A 23405-nucleotide genomic window follows, 5' to 3' on the forward strand; every position below is an offset into this window, starting at 1 on the left:
TTGGTATTGGGGCTATTTTACGGTGCTTTTAGATAAGCAAAAGCGCAACGTTTTCCCAGTTTTATTCGACAAAATCGAATCATGATGTCGTAAAAAAGCCCCACCCTGCTTTTTCAGGGTGGGGCTAGACGACCATTAAGATCAGGTTACTGCTTTTTAGGCCAAGCGTTCGGGTCTACCTTGTTAGCCAGTTTGGGGAATCGGCTAGGGTCGAACACCGGCTCTTTGCCCGCTTTAAGCTGCTCGTCATAATCTCGGAACAGCGCAAACGCGATGGGCGACAGCAGTAAGATAGCCACCAGGTTGATAATCGCCATCATCCCCATGGAAAGGTCGGCAAAGTTCCAGATAGCACCAAGACTCGCCACCGAACCCACCATAATCATACCCAGTACCGCTAAGCGATAGATCAGCACAGCGACCGGTGCCCGGCGTCCTGCCAAGTACTCGATATTCGATTCACCGTAGGAGTAGTTAGCAATGACCGAGGTAAACGCAAATAGCAAGATAGCCACGGCAATAAACATACCGCCCCATTCACCCACGTGGCTGGAAAGCGCCATCTGGGTTAGCTGAATACCGTTACTCTCTTCGCTGGTTAACAGCTCAGGCCCCGCCATAATGATAATCGCCGCCGTCGCAGTACAAATCACTAGCGTATCCAAAAACACACCCAGCATTTGGATAAACCCCTGGGCAGCGGGGTGGTTAGGTCGTGTACTGGCGGTAGCTGCCGCGTTAGGTGCCGACCCCATACCCGCCTCGTTGGAGAACAGACCACGCTGAATACCGTTCATAATCGCCTGAGAAATGGCGTAGCCCATTGCGCCACCGGCCGCCTGCTCCAAGCCAAACGCGCTTTGTATAATGGTCATAAAGGCAGCGGGTAAATCGCTAATATTCAGCGCCACAACGATCAGCGCAAGCACCAGATACAGCAGCGCCATTAACGGCACCACCAGCTCGGCTACTTTGGCGATCGACTTCAGACCGCCAAAAATAATCGGCGCCACTACAACCATTAACACCAGCCCCATCACCCAAGTGGGAACTGCAAAAGCCTGCTCCATCGCTTGGGCAATAGAGTTGGCCTGCACACTGTTAAAAGCCAGCCCAAAGGCAATAATCAAGCAGATAGAAAACAGCACCGCTAGCCAACGCAACCCAAGACCGCGCTCAATATAACGGGCAGGGCCACCACGGAAGGTGTTATCACCGTGGTCGGTTTTGTATGCCTGAGCCAGGGTAGACTCCACAAAGCTGGTAGCCATACCCACCATGGCGGTCATCCACATCCAGAAAATCGCGCCGGGGCCGCCAAAGTAAATAGCCACCGCCACACCCGCAAGGTTGCCAGTACCTACCCGTGCCGCCAAGCTGGTGGAGAGCGCCTGGAAAGAGGAAATACCACCGTTAGATTGGCGAGATGTGCGCAGCAGTTTGAACATATGGCCGAAATAGCGCACCTGAATGCCACGTGTCATCACAGTGAAATAGAGGCCCGCGCCGATCAAAAGATAAATCAGCACGCTGCCCCACAGCAGTCCGTTGCCGCGATCAACCATCGCCGTCAACAGAGGAGGAAGAGTAAAATCCATACCAAACACGCCTTTTTGAAACTATGAAGGCGCATCATTCTTCACGGCTGCACTAAAATGGCAAGAAAATTGGAAAAATAATCTAAAAATAGCAAGAAAACCCTTACTAACCTTAACATCCAGTCAATGTCACCAACAAACGCCGCAGACCGCCCTGCTCCCGATGCTCCCCGAGCCACACACCCTGCCATGTACCTAGCGCTAAACGCCCATCGCGCACAGCTAAGGTAAGCTGTGTCCCAAAAAGGCTCGCCGCCACATGGGCGGGCATGTCATCTGGCCCTTCAAGCGTATGACGAAAATAAGTCAGCCCATCGGGCACCAAACGGCGTATAAACGCATCCATATCGAGACATACATCAGGGTCGGTGTTTTCATTTAAAGTAAGCGATGCGGAAGTGTGCATAAGCTGCAAATGAAGCAACCCTTGGCTGCAATCAGCCAAACAGGGCAATGCCCTGGCAATATCATCGGTCACATGATGAAAGCCCCGCGGCATTTCTGGGAAATGGATCTCCTGCTGATGCCACATAGACACTCCTTGTTTGTTGTTAAAATTATTGATCGTGCTGCCGAAGAGTATGAGTGGTAAGCCACTGCTGCCGTTAAGTGTAGTCGACGACAACCATGGCGCTTACTCCTCGACACTGCTAGCGTTAGCGTTTTTAAGTTAAATGAATAGGAGAGCATGATGCTTAAATCGGCCTGTTACGCTGCGGCAAAGCCAGGGATCGCAGCATGTTGCGGCCTATTGTTAGCAGGCTGTACCGGCATACCTGCAGGTACCGAACCTGTCACCGACTTTGAACTTAACCGCTACCTAGGCAAATGGTATGAAATAGCGCGCCTGGATCACTCTTTTGAACGTGGTCTTGACTGCGTCACCGCCGACTATAGCCTGCGTAGCGACGGGGGCGTAAGAGTCATTAACCGGGGCTATAGCCTAGACGATCAAGAGTGGAATGAAGCTGAAGGGCGCGCCTATTTTATTGACGACGAAAGCGTTGGACGTCTTAAAGTCAGCTTCTTTGGCCCCTTTTACGGTGGCTATAATGTGCTTGAGCTAGATGACGACTACCAGTGGGCGCTGGTCTCTGGCCCCAACCGCAACTATCTCTGGATTCTCGCTCGCACACCGCAAATCGATAGCGAGCTAGAACAAAGCCTGCGCCAGCGGGCAGCCGAGCTTAACTTCCCAACCGATGAGTTGATCGACGTCGTGCAGGATCAAAACTGCCCGCCGCGCTAAAAGGTACTGCCTTAATAAGTTCAGCCTTGGGGCAACGCAGGCACCCGACCGGCCATTTGGTCGGCTAAAAACGCTACAAAGGTATTGATGCGGGCAGGAACATGGCGGCGGTGCTCATATACCGCATAGAAATCCGCCCGCACCCCCTGCCAGCTTGGCAATAGTGGTAAAAGCGCCCCGCTGGCAAGATGCTCGTTAACATCCCACCAAGAGCGCAGCATGACACCATGCCCATCAAGCGCTAAGCGGGTAATCACCTCGCCGTCATTGCTGGCAAGCGGGCCACTCACTTTGACGGATTGAACATTCTCAGGGGCATCGCAGCGCTCAAAACGCCACAGCGGAAAATCGCTATCGTTTTCACGGATCACCAAACAGCTGTGCTGAGTAAGATCAGCGGGCACGTTTAACCCCGGCATGCGTTTAATGTAGCTAGGCGATGCACATAGCACACGCCGGTTCGCCAAAATGCGCCGCGCCACCAAGCGAGAGTCTGGCGGCGCCCCAATTCGTACGCCTACGTCAAAGCCGTGGTCACTCAAGTTAAGCGGGAAATTGGTCAACTCCAGCCAGCTTTCGACACCTGGGTTCTGAGTCCTAAAGCGCGACAGCAGCGGTGCAATATGACGTCGACCAAAACCAAAAGTGGCGTTTACCCGCAGCCGTCCACTCAGCATTTGGCTGGTAGAATCGCTTAAGGCAGCTTCCAGTTCCTTAAGCTCTTCCAGAATCAGCCCACCCTGTGAAAGGTAGCGCTCGCCTTCGGCGGTGAGCGTTAAACGCCGCGTGGTGCGTGCAGCAAGCGACACCCCAAGCCGCCCTTCCAGCTGCTTGAGCCGTTTGCTCACCGCCGAGAGTGAAAGCCCCAACTCACGGGCAGTGGCGGTTAAGCTACCTGCCCGCGCCAGCTGCTGAAAAAAAGCCAAGTCATCTAATGGGGCCATCAATTCTTCACTTTAAAGCAATAGTAAATTGAAGTTTAGCCTGATTATCTCTACTGCCATAGGTACTACACTCATCTCCCATAAGGATATTTTTCATCGTCTACTCTTAATAACTTATTACCTAAGGAAGTCTCCATGGCCCACCGTATTGCAGTAATTGCTGGCGACGGTATTGGCACCGAAGTAATGCCTGAGGGCCTAAGCGCCCTGGAAGCAGCTGCGAGGCAGTTCAACATCGCCCTTGAGTTCACCACCTTTGAATTTGGCAACTGCGACTACTACCTTGAGCATGGCAAAATGATGCCCGATGACTGGTTTGAGCAGTTAAAAGAGTTCGACGCGCTGTTTTACGGTGCCGTGGGCTGGCCCGACAAAGTGCCCGACCATATTTCTTTATGGGGATCCCTACTGCAATTCCGCCGCCAGTTTGACCAATACATTAACCTACGCCCCTGCAAGCTAATGCCCGGCATTAAAAGCCCGCTAGCAGGACGCAATGCAGGCGATATCGACTTCTACGTTGTGCGCGAAAACACCGAGGGTGAGTACTCAAGCATTGGGGGCAAAATGTTTGAGGGCACGGAGCGTGAGATTGTTATTCAAGAAACAGTGATGACCCGCACTGGCGTTGACCGCGTACTGAAATATGCCTTTGATTTGGCCCAAACCCGCCCGCGCAAAAAGCTTACTTCCGCAACTAAATCCAACGGCATCTCAATCACCATGCCCTACTGGGACGAGCGCGTTGCTGAAATGGCGAAACAGTACCCGGATATCGAGGTGGATAAATTCCACATTGATATTCTCACCGCTAACTTTGTCTTACATCCAGACTGGTTTGATGTCGTGGTCGGCAGCAACCTGTTCGGCGATATTCTTTCCGATCTTGGCCCCGCCTGTACCGGTACTATCGGCATTGCTCCCTCGGCCAATATCAACCCGGAAGGCAAGTTCCCCAGCTTATTTGAGCCGGTACACGGCAGCGCGCCAGATATCGCCGGTAAAGGGATCGCCAACCCTATTGGCCAGATCTGGTCCGGCGCTATGATGCTGGAGCATCTAGGTTATAAAGAGGCCGCTGACGCCATGGTAAGCGCCATTGAAGCGGTACTCAGCGAAGGCGATAGCCAAGTGCTTACCCGCGATGTAGGCGGCCAAGGCACCACGGCAAGCCTGGGTAAAGCCATTGCTGAGCGTATTAGCCGTTAAAAAAAGCCTCACTGCAACAGCAGTGAGGCTTGTCTGGGCATCAGCGTGTGAGTGCTAGCTCGCCAGTTTGGCGGCAATCCCGGCAACGTGTTTGCCCTGGAAACGAGCAATTTTAAGTTCACGCTCGTCTGGCTGGCGGGAACCGTCGCCACCAGCCAGGGTAGCGGCACCGTAAGGCGTGCCACCGCTGACTTTAGAAATATCAAACTGCTCTTCAATACCGTAGCCAATCGGCACAATCACCATGCCGTGGTGGGCAAGGGTGGTCCAGGTAGAGGTAATGGTCATCTCATCACCGCCACCGGTACCCGTCGAGGTGAACACACTGGCCACCTTACCGCGCAGCGCGCCTTTGGCCCACAGGCCACCGGTTTGATCAAGGAAGGTACGCATTTGGCCCGCCATGTTGCCAAACCGCGTTGGGGTGCCAAAAATAATCGCGTCGTAATCGGCAAGCTCCTGGGGGGATGCTTCAGGCGTCGTAAAATCCTGCTTACCGCCAGCATTTTTAAACGCATCTTCTGGCATCGTCTCAGGTATACGTTTAACAGTGACCTCTACGCCATCCACCTCTTTAACGCCTTCCGCTACGGCGGCGGCTAGGGTATCGATATGGCCGTACATAGAATAATAAAGCACCAATACTTTCGTCATTGTTCACTCCTTTGCATTGCGATGGGCCGCCCTTAGCGGGCTTACGAAAATCAGACTGAATACGATTTTGAAAGGCTGGCTACACTTTAGACCAGGGTGAGGTAGAAAAAAGCGAATGTTTTCGACGCCCTCCTTCGATTTCATCGATGTGAGCGCCTTGCGCTTTATAGGGTTGAGCACTAGCTTTTTAACATCCCGCAAACGTTCTAATCCAAGGAGCCTGGAATGACCATTTTTGAAGCCCTACGCAAGGATCACGACATTCAACGGGATTTACTGGCTCGCCTAGTAGAAACTCACGGCGATAGCGAAGAGCGCGACACGCTCTATCAGCAGGTGCGCGCCGAATTGAAATACCATGCTAACGCTGAGGAGCGTGCCCTCTATATACCCATGATGGATATCGATCTCACCCAGGAAAAAGCCCGCCATAGCGTTGCCGAGCACCACGAAATTGACGAGCTGATCGAGCTTTTAGATACAACCGACTATAGCGCTACCAACTGGTTAACCCACGCCAAGCAACTTCAGCACTTGGTTACCCACCACCTAGACGAAGAAGAGCAGGAGGTTTTCCAATTGGCAGGCCGTGGCCTGCAAGAGAAGCAGAAAACCGCGCTGGCGAGTGAGTACCAATCAGAAATGAAGCGTCAGCGTACTGAGTAATTAAGACGCCTCTCGTCGCTAACCTAAGCGCTTATACCCGAATGGATATAAGCGTTTTTTTATCCACGTATTTTCATGTTCGCACCCACCATTTTCATGCGAACGACGCATCCTCTTGTGGCGAAGCTCATGCATGGTAAAGGTAGAGCATCTTAAAAGCTGATTCCCTATGCCAAGGAACCTCCCATGCTAGGCCAATGGCTCGACTGGACGCTCGACGACGAAAGCCCCACACCTCGCAAGGGTCGCTTTGCGAGCGGTACCTATGACTTTCATGCGCCAGGCATTTTGGAGCTAACGCCCGATGTTGTGCGCCCTAATGCTTACGCCTGCGTGTTTTCAGCGGCTGTTCATGGCAATGAAACCGCGCCGGTAGAGCTACTCGGAAACTGGCTATGTGCCCTTGAAGCCAGCACAGTGCAGTTAGGTGCTCCAACACTGGTGATACTGGGCAATATACCGGCCCTGAAAAAACAGCAGCGCTTTCTTACTACTAATCTAAACCGCTTATTTAAACGGGACTTGGAAGATAAAGGCGACGAGCCCGACCGCGCCCGTGAGCTAATGGCAGCTGTCGACACTTTTTACGCCCGGCATCAGGCGCTACCAGCGCTGCATTACGACCTGCATACCGCCATTAGAGAGAGCCTCTTTACACGCTTTGTGGTGGAGCCCTTCGCAGAGAGCCCTACCGAACCCGCCCAATGGGCGTGGCTAGCCGCAGCGGATATGCAGGCGGTATTGCACCAGCATCAACATAGCTGGACGTTTTCCCATTACAGCAAGCACTACCACAGTGCCCAATCGTTTACCTTCGAGCTGGGACGTGTGGCGCCGTTTGGGCAAAACGATATGGCCGCCCTTGAGCCTATGCTCACGCTTATTTGTGCGCTGGGCAGTGGTGATGAGCCGCCCCGTCAACCCGCTGATACCATGACGTTTTTTCGAGTAAAGCACGAGCTAATGCGGCAGTCAGAAACATTCTCCCTCTGTTTTGACGACGATGTGCCCAATTTTAGCCGCTTTGAACCAGGCACCTGCCTTGCTCAAGACAGCATCGCCGGTGATTTTATTGTGGAAGAAACGCCGCTACGCGTGGTATTTCCCAATGCAAACGTAGAAATAGGCGCACGGGCAGCGCTGCTTGTGGTGCCCTGCCAACCGGCAAAGCCACTTTAAAGCCACTAACCACACAACCAAAATATTTTTAAAAAGCTTTGATAACAACAACGTAGAGGTGGCTTCAGGCTGGCAGGTAGGCGTTAAGATAAAAGCCAATCTTATAAAACACGCGTATCATGCAGAGTCCTGATAGAATCGCCCCTTTTTCGCGCCAGCCGCCTACCAAGCACGCGTTTTAAACTCGTTGCTACCGCGGCAACCCTGTACTGGAGCCTAAGTTATGGCTAATACGCCTACTCCCCTTGAAGTGCGTAATATAAAAAAGCGCTTTGGCGATACAGAAGTCCTTAAAGGCCTCTCCCTTGAAGCCCAAAAAGGTGACGTGATCACCCTCATTGGTGCATCAGGGTCAGGCAAAAGTACCTTCTTACGCTGTATGAACCTGCTGGAACAGCCTGATGAAGGCGAGTTGTTTGTCCACGGCGAACAGATCCTCTTCAAAACCACCCGACATGGCCGTGAGCCTGCGGACTGGAAACAAGTGGTGCAGATGCGCGCCAAGCTATCGATGGTGTTTCAGAGCTTCAATCTCTGGGCTCATATGACACTGCTCGAAAACATTATCGAAGCGCCTATTCACGTGCTAGGTAAGCCCAAAAAAGAGGCCCTCGAGCATGCCCACGCGCTGCTAGAGCGGGTTGGGTTAAGTGCACGCGCAAACGCCTACCCTGCCCAAATGTCCGGCGGCCAGCAGCAGCGCGGTGCCATTGCCCGAGCGCTGGCCATGGACCCAGAAGTGATGCTGTTCGATGAGCCCACGTCTGCCCTCGATCCAGAGCTGGTGGGCGACGTTTTGAAGGTAATGCACGGCTTGGCCGAGGAAGGGCGCACCATGGTAGTGGTCACCCACGAGATGAGCTTTGCACGGGATGTTTCCAGCAAAGTGGTTTATCTCCACCAAGGCTTGGTAGAGGAAGCGGGGGCCCCAGCAGAAGTACTCGGTAACCCGCAGTCACCGCGCTTAAAACAGTTTCTAGCCCCCAAATATTGATCTGCGAGGCACGTACACTATGCTTGATTTGCAAGGTTACGGCCCCCGCCTGATCGAAGGGGCGGGCGTCACCATTCAGCTAGCGGTGCTATCGCTGATACTGGCCATTGTACTTGGCCTGCTCACTGCTACCGCCAAAATGTCACGCAGCTGGCTACTTCACCGCACTGCAACGGTCTATACCACTGTGATTCGCGGTGTTCCTGACCTTGTATTGATGATGCTGCTGTTTTTCGGTGGGCAAATCGGCGTGAATGCCATCAGCGACGCGCTGTATTACAACTATGGCATTGATATTTACATCAATTTCAATGCCTTCGCGGCAGGTGTAATTACCATCGGCTTTATATTCGGTGCTTATATGGGCGAGACGTTCCGCGGCGCCTTTATGGCGGTGGAAAACGGCCAAATTGAAGCAGGTAAAGCCTATGGAATGAGCAATGCGCTGGTCTTTCGACGCATCCGCTTTCCACAAATGATGCGCCACGCGCTGCCGGGGCTTTCCAACAACTGGATGGTACTGCTCAAAACCACCGCTTTGGTCTCTGTTATCGGTTTAACCGATATGGTGCGTGTCGCCGCCGAGGCATCTCGAGCCACTCACGAACCCTTTGTGTTTCTACTGCCGGTAGCGGCGGTTTACCTGCTCATTGCCAGCGTGTCCGAGTGGATTTTCGCACGGCTACAAAAACGTTACGACATTGGCTTTGGGGGGCAGTGAGATGCTAGATATTTCTGCGTGGTTCAACGACCTGCTCGCTGGCAATCTGATTTTCACTCCCACGACGCTGGGCTACTACTGGGAAGGACTGGTCACTACGACGCAGCTTGTCTTCTTATCCCTGGTAGCAGGTTTAGTGCTCGCGGTGCCGCTGGCCATCATGCGCAGCTCTAAGCGTAAGTGGATCAGCCTGCCGGTTTATCTGTATACCTATGTGTTTCGCGGCACGCCGCTACTCATTCAGCTCTATATCATTTACTACGGCGTCGTGTTTATCGACGGCATTCAAGAAACATTTCTGTGGCCAATTCTGCGAGAAGCGTTCTACCCCGCGCTAATCGCCTTTACGCTTAACACCGCAGCCTACACCACCGAGATTTTCCGTGGGGCGATCAAGGCAACGTCTAAAGGTGAAATTGAGGCAGCAAGGGCCTACGGCATGTCCCAAAGCTTAATGATGCGTCGCATTATTATGCCCAGTGCGTTTCGGCGCGCGCTGCCCGCTTATGGCAACGAAGTGATCTTTATGCTGCATGCCAGTGCTATTGCCAGCGTTGTCACACTGATGGATCTCACAGGCGCTGCACGTTTTGTATATGCACGCTTTTACGCCCCTTTCGAAGCCTTTCTGTTTGTGGCAGCCATCTACCTTTGCCTCACTTTTGCAATTTTGTACTTTTTCCGTTTTCTGGAGAAAAAGCTGCTGGCCCACTTAAGGCCACAAACGAACTAAGCCGTCAGCTGTAAATAAAAATAAAACAACCGTCAAACAAACGTTGGTTCTGAATAAAACTCCCTCTTTCCGTTAGCCTCAACCTGGGGTACGTTAAGAGGGATCACTTCACGTGAACCTGTTAACTACGGAGTATAAAAAATGAAAAAACTCTTAACTGTTTCGGTACTTGGCTTTGCCATTGCTGCAGCCTCTTCCGCTCAAGCGCGCAATTATGATCACGTGCGCATTGGTGTTGACGTACCTTATGAGCCCATGGAGTACCGCACCGCTGATGGCGAGCTAACCGGTTTCGACATTGATCTTGGTAACGCCCTGTGCGAGAAAATCGGCATTACTTGTGAGTGGATCGAGCAGGAGTGGGACGGCATTATTCCTGGCCTAATGTCGCGTAACTACGACGCGATCATGTCCTCTATGACGATTAACGAAGAGCGTCGCCAGCAGGTGCTGTTCTCTGACCCCTACATCACGATGCCTTCCGCTTGGTTCGCGCCCAGCAGCTTAGATATCAGCGAAGCTAACGAAGAAACCCTGGCGGGTAAAACCATTGGTGTTCAGCGCGGCACACTACAAGATAATTTCGTGACCGATAATTTCAACAGTGTTGCCAATATCAGCCGCTACTCCACCGCTGATGACATGGTGCTGGATATGCAGGCACAGCGCCTGGACATCGTGTTCCTAGACTTCCCAATCGGCCAGTCTACGCTGCTAAACAACGATAATGCTGATTATGTTGTGGTCGGCGAACGCATCAGCGAGCCTAAAGAGTACTTTGGCGACGGCTTTGGCATTGCCTTCCGCCAGCGCGACGAAGCACTGGCAGAAAAATTCAATGACGCCCTCGCCGAGCTGAAAGACGATGGCACCTATGATGAAATCTTCGAGCGTTACTTCAGCGAAGATTAATTCTAGCGAGTTTTATAAGCCTCCCCGACTTGGGGAGGCTTATACCGCCAGAGGCCAATATGCATACACCTCTTTCTCTTTTTATAGCGCAAGTACTGTGCACACTTCGCCCAGGAAATAGCGGCAACATTGCTTGTTTCTACCTGAGCGAATGGTTCGACGAATAGCCTTCCCTTCTTGGCACGCCCGTGCCATCTCACGCCCCTACGCGTGATCCTTGCTATACGTTAATAATAACGTAAAGCAACTCTACGCTTAGCGCACTCCCCTACTATAGCTAACGTGAATTACCGCTAAGCATGCCATTATCAATATCAAAAAAAATCGCTTCAGGAGACTACTATGCGTTATGCAACGCTACCCCTCGCCGCTATGCTCGCGGCTGGTGTTTCTATGCCTTTCGTGACCACGACTGCAGTGGCGCGTGACTATACAGATATTCGCCTTGGGGTCGACATCCCCTACGAGCCTTTCATGTACCGAGAAGCAGACGGGACACTTACCGGCTTTGAAATTGAGTTAGGTAACGCGGTTTGTGATTACTTAGAAGCTAACTGCACCTGGGTTGAGCAAGACTGGGACGGCATTATTCCTGGGCTGCTCGCCCGTAACTACGATGCCATTATGTCCTCTATGGCGATTACCGATGAGCGTGCACAGCGGGTGCTGTTCTCTGAACCTTACTACACGACGCCCAGCGCCTGGATTACCACCCACGAACACGACATTGATATTGAAGACCGCGCCAGCCTTGAAGGCCTAACCGTAGGCGTTCAGCGCGCCACGCTGCAGGATAACTATGTCACTGAGCTATATGGCGACGTGCTTGAAATCCGCCGCTACACGGGTGTGGATGATGTCGTCACCGATCTTTTGGCCGGACGCTTAGACCTTACCTTCATGGATTACCCCATTGCCGAAGCAGCGATTGATATCGATACACCTGAGAGCGATTTCCAACGCATCAGTGATTTCATCAAAGAACCAGAGCATATCTTTGGTAAAGGCGTTGGCGTTGCTTTCCGTCCCCGTGACGAAGCTCTGGCAGAGCGTTTCAATGAAGCCTTGAGCGCACTCAAAGAGGACGGTACCTACGATGAAATCATGGGCCGTTACTTCAATTACGATGTGCGTTTATAAATACGCTTCGTACTCACTTTTCATAGGCACGATCTCTGCGCCGACCACTGGTCGGCGCATATTCACCACCTGCTGATTCCCCCGGGAAACACATGCTGACACTTGTTAAAAACGCCCAGCTGTTTACGCCAGAACCTCGCGGCCTTTGCCACCTATTAATTGCCGACCAGCGTATCGCAGCGGTATTGGATGCCGCTGAACCAGTAAACGCAGGGGCGCTAATTGCCACTATAGACCTTGAAGGACGCAGGGTAATTCCTGGGCTAGTTGACTCGCTAGTTCACTATATTGGTGGCGGCGGCGAAGGTGGGTTTGGCAACCGCACCGCCGAACTTAGCTTAGAAGATGCCTGCGCATCAGGCGTCACCACGTTAATTGGCGCGCTAGGCACCGATGCCCTAACCCGCACGCCGGCTAACTTAATTGGCAAAGCACGAGAACTCGCCGCTGGCGGCTTGACCACCTACGCCTATACCGGCTCTTACCAGCTGCCGCCGGTAACGCTTACCGGTTCGATTGCCAGCGATATTCTCTATATCCCAGAGTTTATCGGCGTAGGTGAAGTGGCGATTAGCGACCATCGCGGCTCTCAGCCCAGCACCCATGAACTAACACGGCTAGCCTCCGATGCCCGCACCGCTGGCTTGCTGGCAGGAAAATCCGGCATTGTGTTTATTCACACCGGAGACGCCGACACTCACCTGGAGCCGCTTCGCCAAGTGGCAAAGCATAGTGCTATACCGCTTTCACAGTTCTACCCCACTCACATCAATCGTACCGCCACTCTGTTTGAAGATGGCCTACGCTTTGCCCGGGAGGGTGGCCGAATCGACTTCACCACCAGCACAACACCGGAATTGCTGGCGGGCGGCGAAGTCCCTGCATCAGAGGCAGTGGCACGGGCACTAAAAGCACGTATTGAGCCTAGCCAGCTAAGTCTCTCTTCAGATGCCAATGCCTCGCTGCCAGAATTTGATAAGCAGCACCGTTTTATTGGTTTAAAACCCGGCAGACTAAGCAGTTTGTTTGACGTACTGGGCGAGTGCGTGAACGAGCATTGCATTCCTATGGAACAGGCGCTGCGCTGCGCTGCTACGACTGCCGCAGATGCACTAAAATTGCCCCATAAAGGCCGCTTACACGCCGGTGCTGACGCTGACTTTATCGTGCTTGCTGAAAATCGCTGGTCGATTGATCAAGTATGGGCATTAGGCAAACCGATTTACGATAGTGAATCCAATGGTAAAGTGCGCTAGCAAATAGCACTGTTTCAAAAACCGAACTTGCGCAGCCAAATCGGGTCTTTACTCCAGCATGGACACTTACAAGGAGGTACCATGGCTGAACAAATGGCAGCGCACTCGTCACCCGCGCCAGGTAAGGTGGAGGCGTTTCGCCCTTCATCGCACTGGACCGCATGGGGGCAGTGGCTCGCGCTTTTCACCATGACGGTGGATCATCTCACCCGCTATGTGCTGCCCGGCGCATGGGAATTAGACTGGGCAGGCTCGTCTATTGGCCGCATTGCTTTTCCGCTATTTGCGGCTATGGTGGCGTGGCATGGGCTGTTTAACACCCGTAACCCGTTGCGCTATTCCTGGCGAATTTTAATTATTGGGCTAGCGGCTCAAGTGCCTTATATGATGATGCCGCGCGCCTCCGATGCCTTTATTCTTAACGTCTGTTTTACCTTGGCAAGCGGTTTAGCCCTAGGTGCTTTAGTACGCCAGGGCTGGCAACACTATCTTCAGCAAACCCTTAGTTTGGGCTGGCTGATGCTGGGTGCCGGGCTTGGGGTGACTGCTTGGTACTTGCTAGGATTTTGGGTGGAGTATGGCCATAACGGACTGCTGCTGATACCGCTATTTATGTTCGCTATGCAGGCGCTTAGTGAAACCCGCGATGCGCTAATATCACGCCTTTGGGCGGGGTTAGCTGCTTTTCCCGTGTTATGGATTGCAGGTCAGATGAACGCCTCCGACATGGCAAAGTCGTTCACGGTGGCTACCTGTGTGGTTGTGCTCATGCTGGCCGCAGGCGCGGCACAGCGTGTACCACCCGTGGCGCTCGCCATGCCGCGACGACTCTGGTTAGCCTGGTACCCGGGGCACTTTGCACTTATTGCCCTGTGGCTACTGCTTAGCGGCCAGCTGGCAGGCTAGAAATTTCTTCAGCCACACGCTTGTTTACTTCATCACGCATCCAGGGCTGGTAGCGCTTTAGCCGCGCCCGGCCTTCGGTTTTCGCTTGGTACATCGCCGTATCAGCTTCTTTTAACACTTCAGCATGGTCGCACTTAGCCGCATTAAAACAGGTGTAGCCCATGCTAGGTGTTACCTCAACGGCACGATTCTCTAGCTGATACTTGCCAGATAAACTCTGCTGAACATTTTGCATATAGCTCTTCGCCTGGGCTTCCAATGCCTTAGGGGCCACCTCGTCAAACAGTGCTAGCAATACAAACTCGTCGCCACTTAAACGTGCGGCCATATCGCTCTCTTTTAAGCACTGCTCCAGGCGGCGAGCAACCTGTACCAATAGCTCATCACCAGCGGCGTGGCCCATGGTGTCGTTGATCAGCTTGAAACGATCCATATCTAGAAACATCACCAAGCCGCTACGCTGCTCGCTTTCATGCTCATTGCACAACGCTTTTAAACGCTCAATAAAGCACCGGCGGTTGGGCAGGTCAGTGAGCGCATCATAGAACGCCTGGCGATAAATAATCGCCTCATTGTGTTTACGCTCAGTGAAGTCTTCAATAATCGCCACTCCACCTACGCGCTCATCGTTGGCACTATTCACACCGTTAAAAAAAGCACGGAGCGGGGTGCCTTCTTTAGCGCTAGGCATGCGGAAAGTACCTTCGTAATACCCCGAGCCGTTTTCCAGGGCATCCTTGACTGCTTGCGCTACCTCACCATCCGCTGAGCGCGCCAGCATCCGGTAACCAATGAGCTGGGCACGGTCAACGCCGAGTATCTCTAGAAGTTTATGGTTACAGTCGGTGATCCAGCCATGGGCATCAAAATGCAGCACTCCTAATGGCGAATGGTGGAAAATAGAGCGGTAGCGATTCTCACTCTCTTGCAGCTGCGCTTCCCGTGCTGCCATGCTCACTCGAAGGGCAATATTATCGTGAATCGTGTAGCTAAAGCGCCGGCTGGCAATCAGAATCAGTGCTAAAAACAGCACGAGCATCAAGCCGATCAAAATCGACAGAGACGTGCCCATCAGCATGAACTGAATTTTTAATGGCAATAAAATGGGCAGCACAAAGCCCAGCGCTACCCACCATACCGAAGAGAGCGTTGTGACGCCGCCTGCCGCAATGCCTGCTAATACAATGGAAAGCGCCGCCACTTGTCCTGGGTGTTCCGTGCTAAATAGCAGTATCCCCGAGGCCCCCCACACACAGCCAGCAGCAATTGCTCCCATGGTAAACCAGCGCAGCCAGCGGTGGCGCTGCTGCTGCGTAATAGGCAGCTGTTTAAAGCGATAGGCCAATGAGAGTCGCAAGCCGGACACGACCGCAAGCGTCACAAACCAGCCAACCAGTAAAACAGCGTTAACCACGGGCCACATAGCGGCGACCAGTAACCCACCCGCGAGCACGCTACTTAGCACCGGCTGCCACAGGTTATCGTAGAGTAAACGTACTTTTTCGCAGCGTAAGCGCTGCTGTGTCAGAAGATGGTCGCGCTGATAACCACTGCGCAGCCCAGACGCCGTAGCCGTTGTGGCTAAAAAGCTGGGGGGCGGCATACAAACTCCCTGTATTTATGTCGGCTTATAACCAATCTTATTTGCTTGTGCGAACAATGTTCACACGTTTGTTTTAGCACGTTTACGAAATAAAAGTAGCCTATGAGCTAATAAAAAGCCGCCTGAGGTTAGGCGGCTGGTAAAAAAAGCTTTAAAAGAAGCTTTTTTACTGAGAAATATTAAAACTCCACGCCACGGGCGGGGCATCAGGTATCAGCGCTTGGCAGGCGCGCACCTTTTCAATCAGTTCAGCGTGGTTAGCGGCGACGACGTTCACATGGGCCAGCTTACGTCCGGTGCGCTCGGCTTTATCGTAGCGGTGAAGGTGCGCATGCCCCAGCGCCAGCAGCGCAGCGTTGTCGCCTTCGCGGCCAATCACATTAACCATGCAGGTAGGGGCTATCGCCTCAGTGCTGCCCAGCGGCAACCCCTGCACGGCGCGCAGGTGATTCTCAAACTGGCTAGTGACCGCACCATCCATGGTCCAGTGCCCAGAGTTGTGCACGCGGGGCGCCATTTCATTCGCTAACAGCCCACCATCGCGGGTTTGGAACAGCTCTAGCGCCAGCACGCCTACGTAGTCCAATTCATCCAACAAGGCACGGATATAGCCATCGGCGGTTTGCTGAACGCTGGCGTCTAAATCGGGCAGTGGCGCAACGGAGTAACGCAAAATACCATCAACGTGCTGATTTTCTGCCATGGGGTAGAACACCACCTCACCATCGCGGCCGCGCACAGCAATCATCGAGACTTCGCGCACAAAATCCACAAAGGCCTCAACGACCAGCTGCGGGTGGCCAATAGCCTTCCACGCGTCATGCGCTTGCTCTGGTGCTTTTAGTACCGCCTGCCCTTTGCCGTCGTAGCCCTCAGTCACCGACTTAGCCACCACCGGGCAGCCTAACTCAACCGCTGCAGCTTCAAGCTGCTCTGCGCTCTCCACCACACGGTAAGCAGGCGTGGGGATACCCAAACGATCAAACAGGGTTTTCTCTTCAACACGATTTTGACACACCGCAATCGCGCGGCTGCTGGGGTATACCGGTTTGTGCTGCTCAATCTGCTGCACAAGCTCAACCGGCAAGTGCTCAAACTCGTAGGTCACCACATCGACCTTATCGAGAAACTCCGCCAAACGCTGGTTATCAGGGTCGACAATCACCTCACCAATCCCCGCGCTCGGGTTGCCGGTAGTATCTAAAAACGTAAAGCGATTACCTAGAGGGTAGCCCGCCAGCGCTAACATGCGACCCAACTGGCCGGCACCTAAGATGCCAATGTTCTTTGAGATGCCAGAACTCATTACCAGAACTCCTTAGTTCGCTTCCGCATCGGGGCGCGGGTCAGGGTTATCCAGCACTAGCTGGGTTTGCTCGGCACGGAAAGCTTCCACTGCTTCGCGGATAGCGGTGTCTTGCAAACCAACAATTTGCGCTGCCAGCAAACCGGCATTGGTGGCCCCGGCCTTGCCAATGGCCAGCGTACCCACCGCAATACCGCCGGGCATTTGCGCAATAGAGAGCAGCGAATCCAAGCCTTTCAACGCTTTGGATTCAACCGGCACGCCCAGCACCGGAAGCGCCGTTTGCGAGGCCACCATGCCTGGCAAGTGGGCCGCACCGCCTGCACCCGCCACAATTACCTGGAGGCCACGCTCAGCAGCACTTTTCGCATATTCGAACAGCAGGTCTGGGGTCCGATGCGCTGACACCACGCGGGTTTCATAGGCAACGCCCAACCGCTCTAACATCGCCACCGCGTGCTCCATGACCGGCCAATCAGATTTTGACCCCATGATCACGCCCACTTTAGGTGCGCTGTTCGACATGCAAAAACTCCTCGGCCAACGGCCTCGTTAAGCAAAAAAGCAGTGGAAAAAGCCGCACACAGTGCGCAGCTCACTCAGAAATAGGAAGGCGCGTAGTTTACCAGAGCCGTAACCGTTTGCGGGCGTTTGCGTGATCGTGAAATTTTCATCAAATTAGGCATTGAAAAGCGCGCGACTTGGCGGCATTGTGTGATTGTCATTTCAGACTGATGGAGTCCCATGAGTACGGCATACTCAACCGCTTACGCAGAAACGCTGGATCCTCCGCGAAGCAGCCCTGACCTCGACGTCAGGGATTTAGAAAAACGTACGCGCCTAATGCGTATTATTACCCGTCTGATTGCTATTTCAGACCTAGGAAGTCGTGATATCGCCCGCCGGGCGGGTCTTCCAGTGCAAAAGGTCAGCGACCTGCTCGCCGGAAGGCTTGAGCACCTCAACATTGACGAACTCAATGTACTGCGTCGCACCCTAGAGCTGGAGGCGCCATAGCAACAGCTGCTACATCAGAATCTCCCCTCTTTTCAATACAGGCTGGCCCATTGGGTCAGCCTGTTTTTATTTGTACCGCTTAATAGACGATATTTCGTTAAAACAATCAGTTAGCGCTCTAAGATTAAGAAAGCATTAAGAAATCCACGCTAACCCATTGACGGTAATCAATTTTTTCCTTCAGCTTGAGGCGTAACCTTAGCCTATACCGACCATTCGCCCCCTGCGAATGACGCTTTATCCGCTAAGGAGGCGCTATGGACGCCATACGCCGTTCGCTACTCGGCCAATTAGCCCGCTTAAGCGCAGGCGCTGCGCTAGTACCGCTTTCAAGCCTTGCCCAAGCCGGCATTAATCAACAGCCGGCCCGCCGCGAAGGTGACCCCACTAAACGCTACGGCATGCTGATTGATCTTCGCCAGTGCATCGGCTGCCAAGCCTGCACGGTGTCGTGCCATATTGAGAACGCCGCTCCGCTTGGCCAATTTCGCACCACGGTCTCCCAGTACGAAGTGCAACACCAGGAGAGTGGTGAACTTGCCACGTTTATGCTGCCGAGGCTGTGCAATCACTGCGAAAACCCACCCTGCGTGCCCGTTTGCCCCGTTGAAGCCACCTATCAACAGCAAGATGGCATCGTCGTGGTGGACAGTGACCGCTGCGTGGGCTGCGCTTATTGTGTTAACGCCTGCCCTTACGATGCCCGCTTTATTAACGAGCGAACCCAAACCGCCGACAAGTGCACGTTCTGTGCGCATCGTTTAGAGGCGGGACTACTGCCCGCCTGTGTCGAAAGCTGTGTTGGAGGGGCGCGGATTATTGGTGATATGCGCAATCCGGACAGCCAAATCAGCCGCATGATTCAGGAGCACCGTGATGCACTGATGGTGCTTCAGCCAGAAAAAAATACGCTTCCCCAAGTGTTTTACCTCGGTATGGATGAGCGGTTCACCACACGCCCCGTAGCGGAACCGGTGGCTCTTGAAGTGCTCGACCCCCACGGCCAGGAGATGGGCTATGAATTCCACCATTGAACTACTCGCTCCCCGCTATGACATCGCCTGGTACCCCTGGGCGGTACAGTACTTTTTTCTGATCGCAATCTCCTACGCAAGTGTGTGGCTAACTGCCCCGGCCTTAATATTTGGCAAACAAGCGTGGTTACCTACAGCACGTCTGGCGCTTATCGCCTGCGTTAGTACGACGCTAGTAGCACCGGTAGCCTTACTGGCAGATTTACACCAGCCGTTGCGTTTCTGGCACTTCTACGCCTACGCCAACACCCATTCGTGGATGTCGATTGGCAGCGTGGTACTGCCAGTTTACCTGATCAGTGTATTAGGCCTTGCCTGGCTGGCCTGGCGCCCTGCATTGCAGGCTCAGCGGAGTGCGTCAGGGCTTGGCGGGCTTATCGCAAAGTGGCTGAGCCTAGGCAATGGAGCCACGCCGAGAGTGCTGGTGGCCATTGTTGGGCTAACCGCGCTACTGCTTTCTAGCGGCATTATGCTCTACACCGGGGCGGAGCTGGCCGTTGTTAAAGCGCGTCCGTTATGGAACACCCTATGGCTGCCACCCATGCTGGTCGCCACCGGATTTATCGCTGCGGCTGGACTAGTGCTGGTACTAAACCGTGCAAGCGGGCTGCGTTCAAACGACGCTACCCGGCAAATGCTCTATGTACTGTTAGCCTTCTGTGCAGTCGCTGGTTTGATAGCGCTTAGCTGGTTATTAGATGGCATGAATGCCCACGTAGGTTCTGTGGCGGCGGCGCTTGAATCTGTGCGCCACAGTCCCTCTTGGCGCAGCACTGCGCTGTGGGGCAGTGTGACCGGAGCAGCACTCTTTGCAGTTGTTGCGCTTTTACTCTTGCGCCCACCCCATCGCCAGCCCGCACTTTTTGCCTGGGCATGGCTACTAGGCCTCGTGGCGATTCATATGGGCTGGATGTTCCGCTGGGTAGTACTGATGGATGTTCAACATGTGGCCCGTAACAGCGCAGGTTTCCACCACTACGGCATTCCCGCTGGCTCTTCCGGCATCTTAGGCATCGTGGGTACGTTTGGGCTTTGGCTCGCCGCTATCTTACTGATTGAGCTATTTATTCCATGGCGGCAAGCCCAGCAAGGTGGCGTTAAACCGCCGCCCTCTTTCGATACCAATACACCCAGTGACTCGCTTAACGCCGAACAAGGAGCGCCTAACCATGGCTAAGTCTGCTCAAGACCCCTCACGCCGCCGGTTTCTAAAAGGCGCTGCTGCCGCGGGCGGTGCCGCCACCTTTGCGGTGGGCTATGCCGACCCACTGGCCAAAATGGCCAAGGGCGTTAGCGGCAGCGCGGGTGAAAAACCTAAGCACAATATTCATGGCAACTCGCTAACACCGGAATACCGCGTTGATTTAGACACCGGCGAGCTAACCCTCACACCCGACCAACGCACCGCCTTTACCATTTGCTACGGCTGCACCACCCAGTGCGGCGTCAGGGTGCGAGTTGATGACACCCAGGGCGAAGTGCTGCGAGTGTCTGGTAACCCTTACCACCCTCTCTCTGCCGACGATCATCTACCTATGCGCACCCCAGTGGCCGATGCGCTTCGCAGCGTCAGCGCTTACGGCGAACAGGGCCAAGTAAATCGCTCTACCGCTTGCGCCCGTGGTAACTCAATGATGAGCCAGATCACCAACCCTTTCAGGATCGACCACTGCCTTAAACGGGTGGGTAAGCGCGGTAATCGGGAGTGGCAAAAAATCTCGTTTGAACAGCTGATTGAAGAGATTTGTGAGGGGGGCGATCTGTTTGGTGAAGGCCATGTGGATGGGCTGCGCGCCATTCACGACCACGACACGCCTATCGACCCTGCCAACCCAGAGTACGGCCCCAAGGCGAACCAGCTGATGGTGATGGAAGCCACCGACTACGGGCGCTCCGATTTACTCAAGCGCTTCACGCTCAACGCCTTTGCTACCCGCAACTACGGCCACCACGGCGCTTATTGCGGCTTGGCGTTCCGCATGGGGTCGGGGGCCGTGATGAACAATATTGTCACTAATGCCCATGTAAAACCCGATATTCAGAACGCACAGTTCATCATGTATATCGGCTGCGCGCCCAGCCAAGCAGGCAACCCGTTTAAGCGTCAAGGCCGCTTGCTTGCTCAGGCACGCGCCGCAGGAACCCTTGAGTACGTGGTAGTCGACCCCGCGCTAAATGCCGCCACTTCCCACGCGGCGGATAATAACCGCTGGGTGCCCATTCGCCCCGGCACCGACAGCGCCTTTGCCATGGCGATGATTCAGTGGCTACTGGATAACGAGGGTTACGCCAGCGACTTCCTCGCCCTGCCGGGCCAGTCCGCCGCCGATGCCGCAGGCGAGACCACACACTCCAACGCGACGCATTTGGTCATTGATACCTTCGAGCACCCACGCCGTGGCTACTTTTTGCGCGCCAGCGATTTGGGCCTTTCCGAAGCCAGTAGCGATGCGGATATACCGGTCGTGGTGGCCGACGGCGAACTCGCCCTAAGCGAAGATGTCATGGCCGCCGAGCTATTTGCCGAGCGCGCGGTAGAGCTGGCCGATGGCAGCACCGTCACCGTTAAAACCAGCCTAACGTTGCTGCGTGAATCGGCCCATGAATACGACATGGACACCTACGCGGAACACTGTGGTATTCCCAAAGCAACGATTATCGATTTAGCCAAAAAGTACGCCAGCCACGGGCGTAAGGCAGCCGTTAATTGCCACGGCGGTATGATGTCAGGCAACGGCTTCTACGCTGCCTTTGGCGTTCAAATGCTCAACCTATTGGCTGCCAACTACAACATAAAAGGTGGCAGCGCGGTGGGGGGTGGCACCTACAGCGGTACGGGAGAAGGCCCGCGCTACGATTTAGCCAACTTCCCCGGCAAGCGTGGCCCTCAGGGCGTGTTCCTTTCACGCTCACGCTTTCCTTATGAAAAATCATCGGAGTACCAGCGCAAGGTCGCCGCCGGGGAAAACCCATACCCTGCCAAGGCGCCCTGGCGCTCCTTAGCACCACCTACACTCACCGAGCATTTACCTTCAGCACTCGATGGCTACCCTTATCCCATTAAAGCGGTGATTGGCTGCATGGCTAACCCGGTTTATGGCCAAGCGGGCTTAAAAGGCGTGGTTGTTGATAAGTTGAAAGATCCCAAGCGCTTGGGGCTGTTTGTCGCGGTTGATGGCTTTATCAACGAGACCAACCGCTACGCCGATTACATCGTACCGGACTCAGTGATGTACGAAGTATGGGGCTTTGCAGGCTCCTGGAAAGGCACGCTGGGCAAGCTGACTACCGCCTGCTGGCCAGTGGTGGAACCGCGCCAACAAAAGACCGCCGACGGTGAGCCGGTATCCATGGACAGCTTCTTTATTGCCGTGGCCAAACGGCTAGGGCTACCCGGCTTTGGGGACAACGCCATTCCCGATGCCGACGGCAACCTTCACCCGCTCAACCGCGCCGAAGACTATTACTTGCGTGCGGCCGCCAATATCGCCTTTCAGGACGAGCCGCTGCCGGAAGCAAATGACGCCGATGTTGCTCATAGCGGTATTGCGCCACTGCTACCCAAGCTTGAACGCACGCTGAAAGCCGCCGAGCGCAAACGTGTAGCGTACCTTTACGCACGAGGTGGGCGCTTTGAAGATGCCAGCGAACACTTTGTTGGCGAGCATTTGAAACACCAGTGGAAACAGACCTTATGCGTTTACAACGAAGCGGTAGGCACCAGCATTGACACCACTAACGGCCTGCCCAACATCGGCGTGCCGTGCCATAAGCTGCCCCAGCTGGCGAACAAACAGGCCATGCGTGAGGTGTTCTCAGAACAGGAATGGCCGCTGCTGGCGTTTTCGTTCAAATCTAACCTGATGAACTCCTATGCTATCGGCAACGAGCGGCTGCGGATGATCAAGCCTTATAACCCAGTACAAATGCACCGCCAAGACGCCGAGCGCTTTGGTATTCAGCATGGCGACACCATTCGCATTGAAAGCCCTGGCGGCAGCGTGGTGGGGCTAGCCCTGGTAAGCGAAAGCGTTGTGCCCGGCGCCCTGGGCATAGAGCATGGCTACGGCCATAAAGATTTAGGCGCCACACCGCATATTATTGACGGTAAGTCCCAGCCAGATATGCCGTGGATGCGGGCAGGCATCAACATCAACGACTTGGGGTTTAAAGACCCTACGCGGTCGGTAGATGGCACTTGGCTGGAGCCTATTAGCGGTGCCAGCGTGCGCCAAGGGTTACCGGTTAAAGTAAGCCGCGTATAAACCGTTTGGGGTAGTGACG

Annotated in this window: 22 protein-coding genes; 15 read left to right on the forward strand and 7 right to left on the reverse strand. The window is 54.1% G+C overall.

Going from position 1 to position 23405, the window contains the following annotated elements; genetic code table 11:
- Positions 1-146: 146 nt before the first annotated feature.
- Both BB497_15630 and BB497_15635 read right to left on the reverse strand, forming a co-directional pair.
- Positions 147-1598, reverse strand: coding sequence for a sodium:alanine symporter (locus BB497_15630; GenBank protein AVI64037.1), 1452 nt, complete (start codon positions 1596-1598; stop codon positions 147-149).
- Positions 1599-1710: 112 nt separating this feature from the next.
- Positions 1711-2130 (reverse strand): hypothetical protein, encoded by a 420-nt coding sequence (locus BB497_15635; GenBank protein ID AVI64038.1) that lies wholly within the window; start codon positions 2128-2130, stop codon positions 1711-1713.
- A gap of 159 nt (positions 2131-2289) precedes the next feature.
- On the opposite strand from BB497_15635, the gene BB497_15640 reads away from it, so the two are divergent.
- On the forward strand, positions 2290-2847 hold the full coding sequence (locus tag BB497_15640) for a lipocalin (protein ID AVI64039.1): 558 nt from the start codon (positions 2290-2292) through the stop codon (positions 2845-2847).
- 20 nt (positions 2848-2867) lie between these two features.
- On the opposite strand, the gene BB497_15645 is transcribed toward BB497_15640, so the two are convergent.
- Positions 2868-3791 (reverse strand): LysR family transcriptional regulator, encoded by a 924-nt coding sequence (locus BB497_15645; protein ID AVI64040.1) that lies wholly within the window; start codon positions 3789-3791, stop codon positions 2868-2870.
- A gap of 135 nt (positions 3792-3926) precedes the next feature.
- Between BB497_15645 and BB497_15650 the strand changes: the two genes are divergently transcribed.
- A complete protein-coding gene (locus tag BB497_15650) occupies positions 3927-5000 on the forward strand; it encodes a tartrate dehydrogenase (GenBank protein ID AVI64041.1) in 1074 nt (357 codons plus the stop codon).
- A 54-nt stretch (positions 5001-5054) separates the two neighbouring features.
- Here BB497_15650 and BB497_15655 read toward each other — a convergent pair whose 3' ends face one another.
- Positions 5055-5654 carry an NAD(P)H:quinone oxidoreductase, type IV gene (locus BB497_15655; GenBank protein ID AVI64042.1) on the reverse strand — a complete coding sequence of 200 codons (600 nt, stop codon included), beginning with the start codon at positions 5652-5654 and terminating at the stop codon, positions 5055-5057.
- 225 nt (positions 5655-5879) lie between these two features.
- Between BB497_15655 and BB497_15660 the strand changes: the two genes are divergently transcribed.
- The 9 genes from BB497_15660 to BB497_15700 all read left to right on the forward strand — a co-directional run bounded on the left by BB497_15660 (position 5880) and on the right by BB497_15700 (position 14161).
- Positions 5880-6320, forward strand: coding sequence for a hemerythrin (locus BB497_15660; GenBank protein ID AVI64043.1), 441 nt, complete (start codon positions 5880-5882; stop codon positions 6318-6320).
- A gap of 186 nt (positions 6321-6506) precedes the next feature.
- The gene (locus BB497_15665) at positions 6507-7499 is read left to right on the forward strand and encodes a succinylglutamate desuccinylase (protein AVI64044.1); all 993 of its coding nucleotides are present in this window, start codon (positions 6507-6509) and stop codon (positions 7497-7499) included.
- Positions 7500-7722: 223 nt separating this feature from the next.
- Positions 7723-8493: a histidine/lysine/arginine/ornithine ABC transporter ATP-binding protein gene (locus tag BB497_15670; protein AVI64045.1), complete on the forward strand. Its 771-nt coding sequence runs from the start codon at positions 7723-7725 to the stop codon at positions 8491-8493.
- Positions 8494-8512: 19 nt separating this feature from the next.
- Complete coding sequence (locus BB497_15675) at positions 8513-9214, forward strand: ABC transporter (protein ID AVI64046.1); 702 nt, start codon at positions 8513-8515, stop codon at positions 9212-9214.
- A gap of 1 nt (position 9215) precedes the next feature.
- Positions 9216-9947 (forward strand): amino acid ABC transporter permease, encoded by a 732-nt coding sequence (locus BB497_15680; GenBank protein AVI64047.1) that lies wholly within the window; start codon positions 9216-9218, stop codon positions 9945-9947.
- A gap of 141 nt (positions 9948-10088) precedes the next feature.
- Positions 10089-10859, forward strand: a complete 771-nt coding sequence (locus BB497_15685) for a nickel transporter (protein ID AVI64048.1) — start codon at positions 10089-10091, stop codon at positions 10857-10859.
- A 342-nt stretch (positions 10860-11201) separates the two neighbouring features.
- A complete protein-coding gene (locus BB497_15690; protein ID AVI64049.1) occupies positions 11202-11999 on the forward strand; it encodes a nickel transporter in 798 nt (265 codons plus the stop codon).
- Between the two features lie 92 nt (positions 12000-12091).
- The gene (locus BB497_15695; protein ID AVI64050.1) at positions 12092-13255 is read left to right on the forward strand and encodes a beta-aspartyl-peptidase; all 1164 of its coding nucleotides are present in this window, start codon (positions 12092-12094) and stop codon (positions 13253-13255) included.
- 81 nt (positions 13256-13336) lie between these two features.
- The gene (locus BB497_15700; protein ID AVI64051.1) at positions 13337-14161 is read left to right on the forward strand and encodes a TraX; all 825 of its coding nucleotides are present in this window, start codon (positions 13337-13339) and stop codon (positions 14159-14161) included.
- Here the strand turns inward: BB497_15700 and BB497_15705 are convergent.
- The 3 genes from BB497_15705 to BB497_15715 all read right to left on the reverse strand — a co-directional run bounded on the left by BB497_15705 (position 14139) and on the right by BB497_15715 (position 17595).
- The gene (locus BB497_15705) at positions 14139-15764 is read right to left on the reverse strand and encodes a diguanylate cyclase (protein ID AVI64052.1); all 1626 of its coding nucleotides are present in this window, start codon (positions 15762-15764) and stop codon (positions 14139-14141) included. The genes BB497_15700 and BB497_15705 overlap by 23 nt on opposite strands.
- A gap of 166 nt (positions 15765-15930) precedes the next feature.
- Positions 15931-17070 (reverse strand): 5-(carboxyamino)imidazole ribonucleotide synthase, encoded by a 1140-nt coding sequence (locus BB497_15710; GenBank protein AVI64053.1) that lies wholly within the window; start codon positions 17068-17070, stop codon positions 15931-15933.
- A gap of 12 nt (positions 17071-17082) precedes the next feature.
- Positions 17083-17595: a 5-(carboxyamino)imidazole ribonucleotide mutase gene (locus BB497_15715; protein ID AVI64054.1), complete on the reverse strand. Its 513-nt coding sequence runs from the start codon at positions 17593-17595 to the stop codon at positions 17083-17085.
- 219 nt (positions 17596-17814) lie between these two features.
- Here BB497_15715 and BB497_15720 point away from each other — a divergent pair, with 219 nt between their 5' ends.
- The 4 genes from BB497_15720 (at position 17815) to BB497_15735 (ending at position 23386) form a co-directional block, all read left to right on the forward strand.
- A complete protein-coding gene (locus BB497_15720) occupies positions 17815-18087 on the forward strand; it encodes a hypothetical protein (protein AVI64055.1) in 273 nt (90 codons plus the stop codon).
- Between the two features lie 257 nt (positions 18088-18344).
- Positions 18345-19121, forward strand: a complete 777-nt coding sequence (locus tag BB497_15725) for a tetrathionate reductase subunit B (GenBank protein AVI64056.1) — start codon at positions 18345-18347, stop codon at positions 19119-19121.
- Positions 19105-20298: a tetrathionate reductase gene (locus BB497_15730; protein ID AVI64057.1), complete on the forward strand. Its 1194-nt coding sequence runs from the start codon at positions 19105-19107 to the stop codon at positions 20296-20298. Before BB497_15725 ends, BB497_15730 begins: the two co-directional genes overlap by 17 nt.
- Complete coding sequence (locus BB497_15735; GenBank protein ID AVI64058.1) at positions 20291-23386, forward strand: tetrathionate reductase subunit A; 3096 nt, start codon at positions 20291-20293, stop codon at positions 23384-23386. The genes BB497_15730 and BB497_15735 overlap by 8 nt, the downstream gene beginning before the upstream one ends.
- Positions 23387-23405: the final 19 nt, after the last annotated feature.

Origin of the sequence: Halomonas sp. GFAJ-1, from assembly GCA_002966495.1 — a bacterium.
Classification (GTDB): domain Bacteria; phylum Pseudomonadota; class Gammaproteobacteria; order Pseudomonadales; family Halomonadaceae; genus Vreelandella.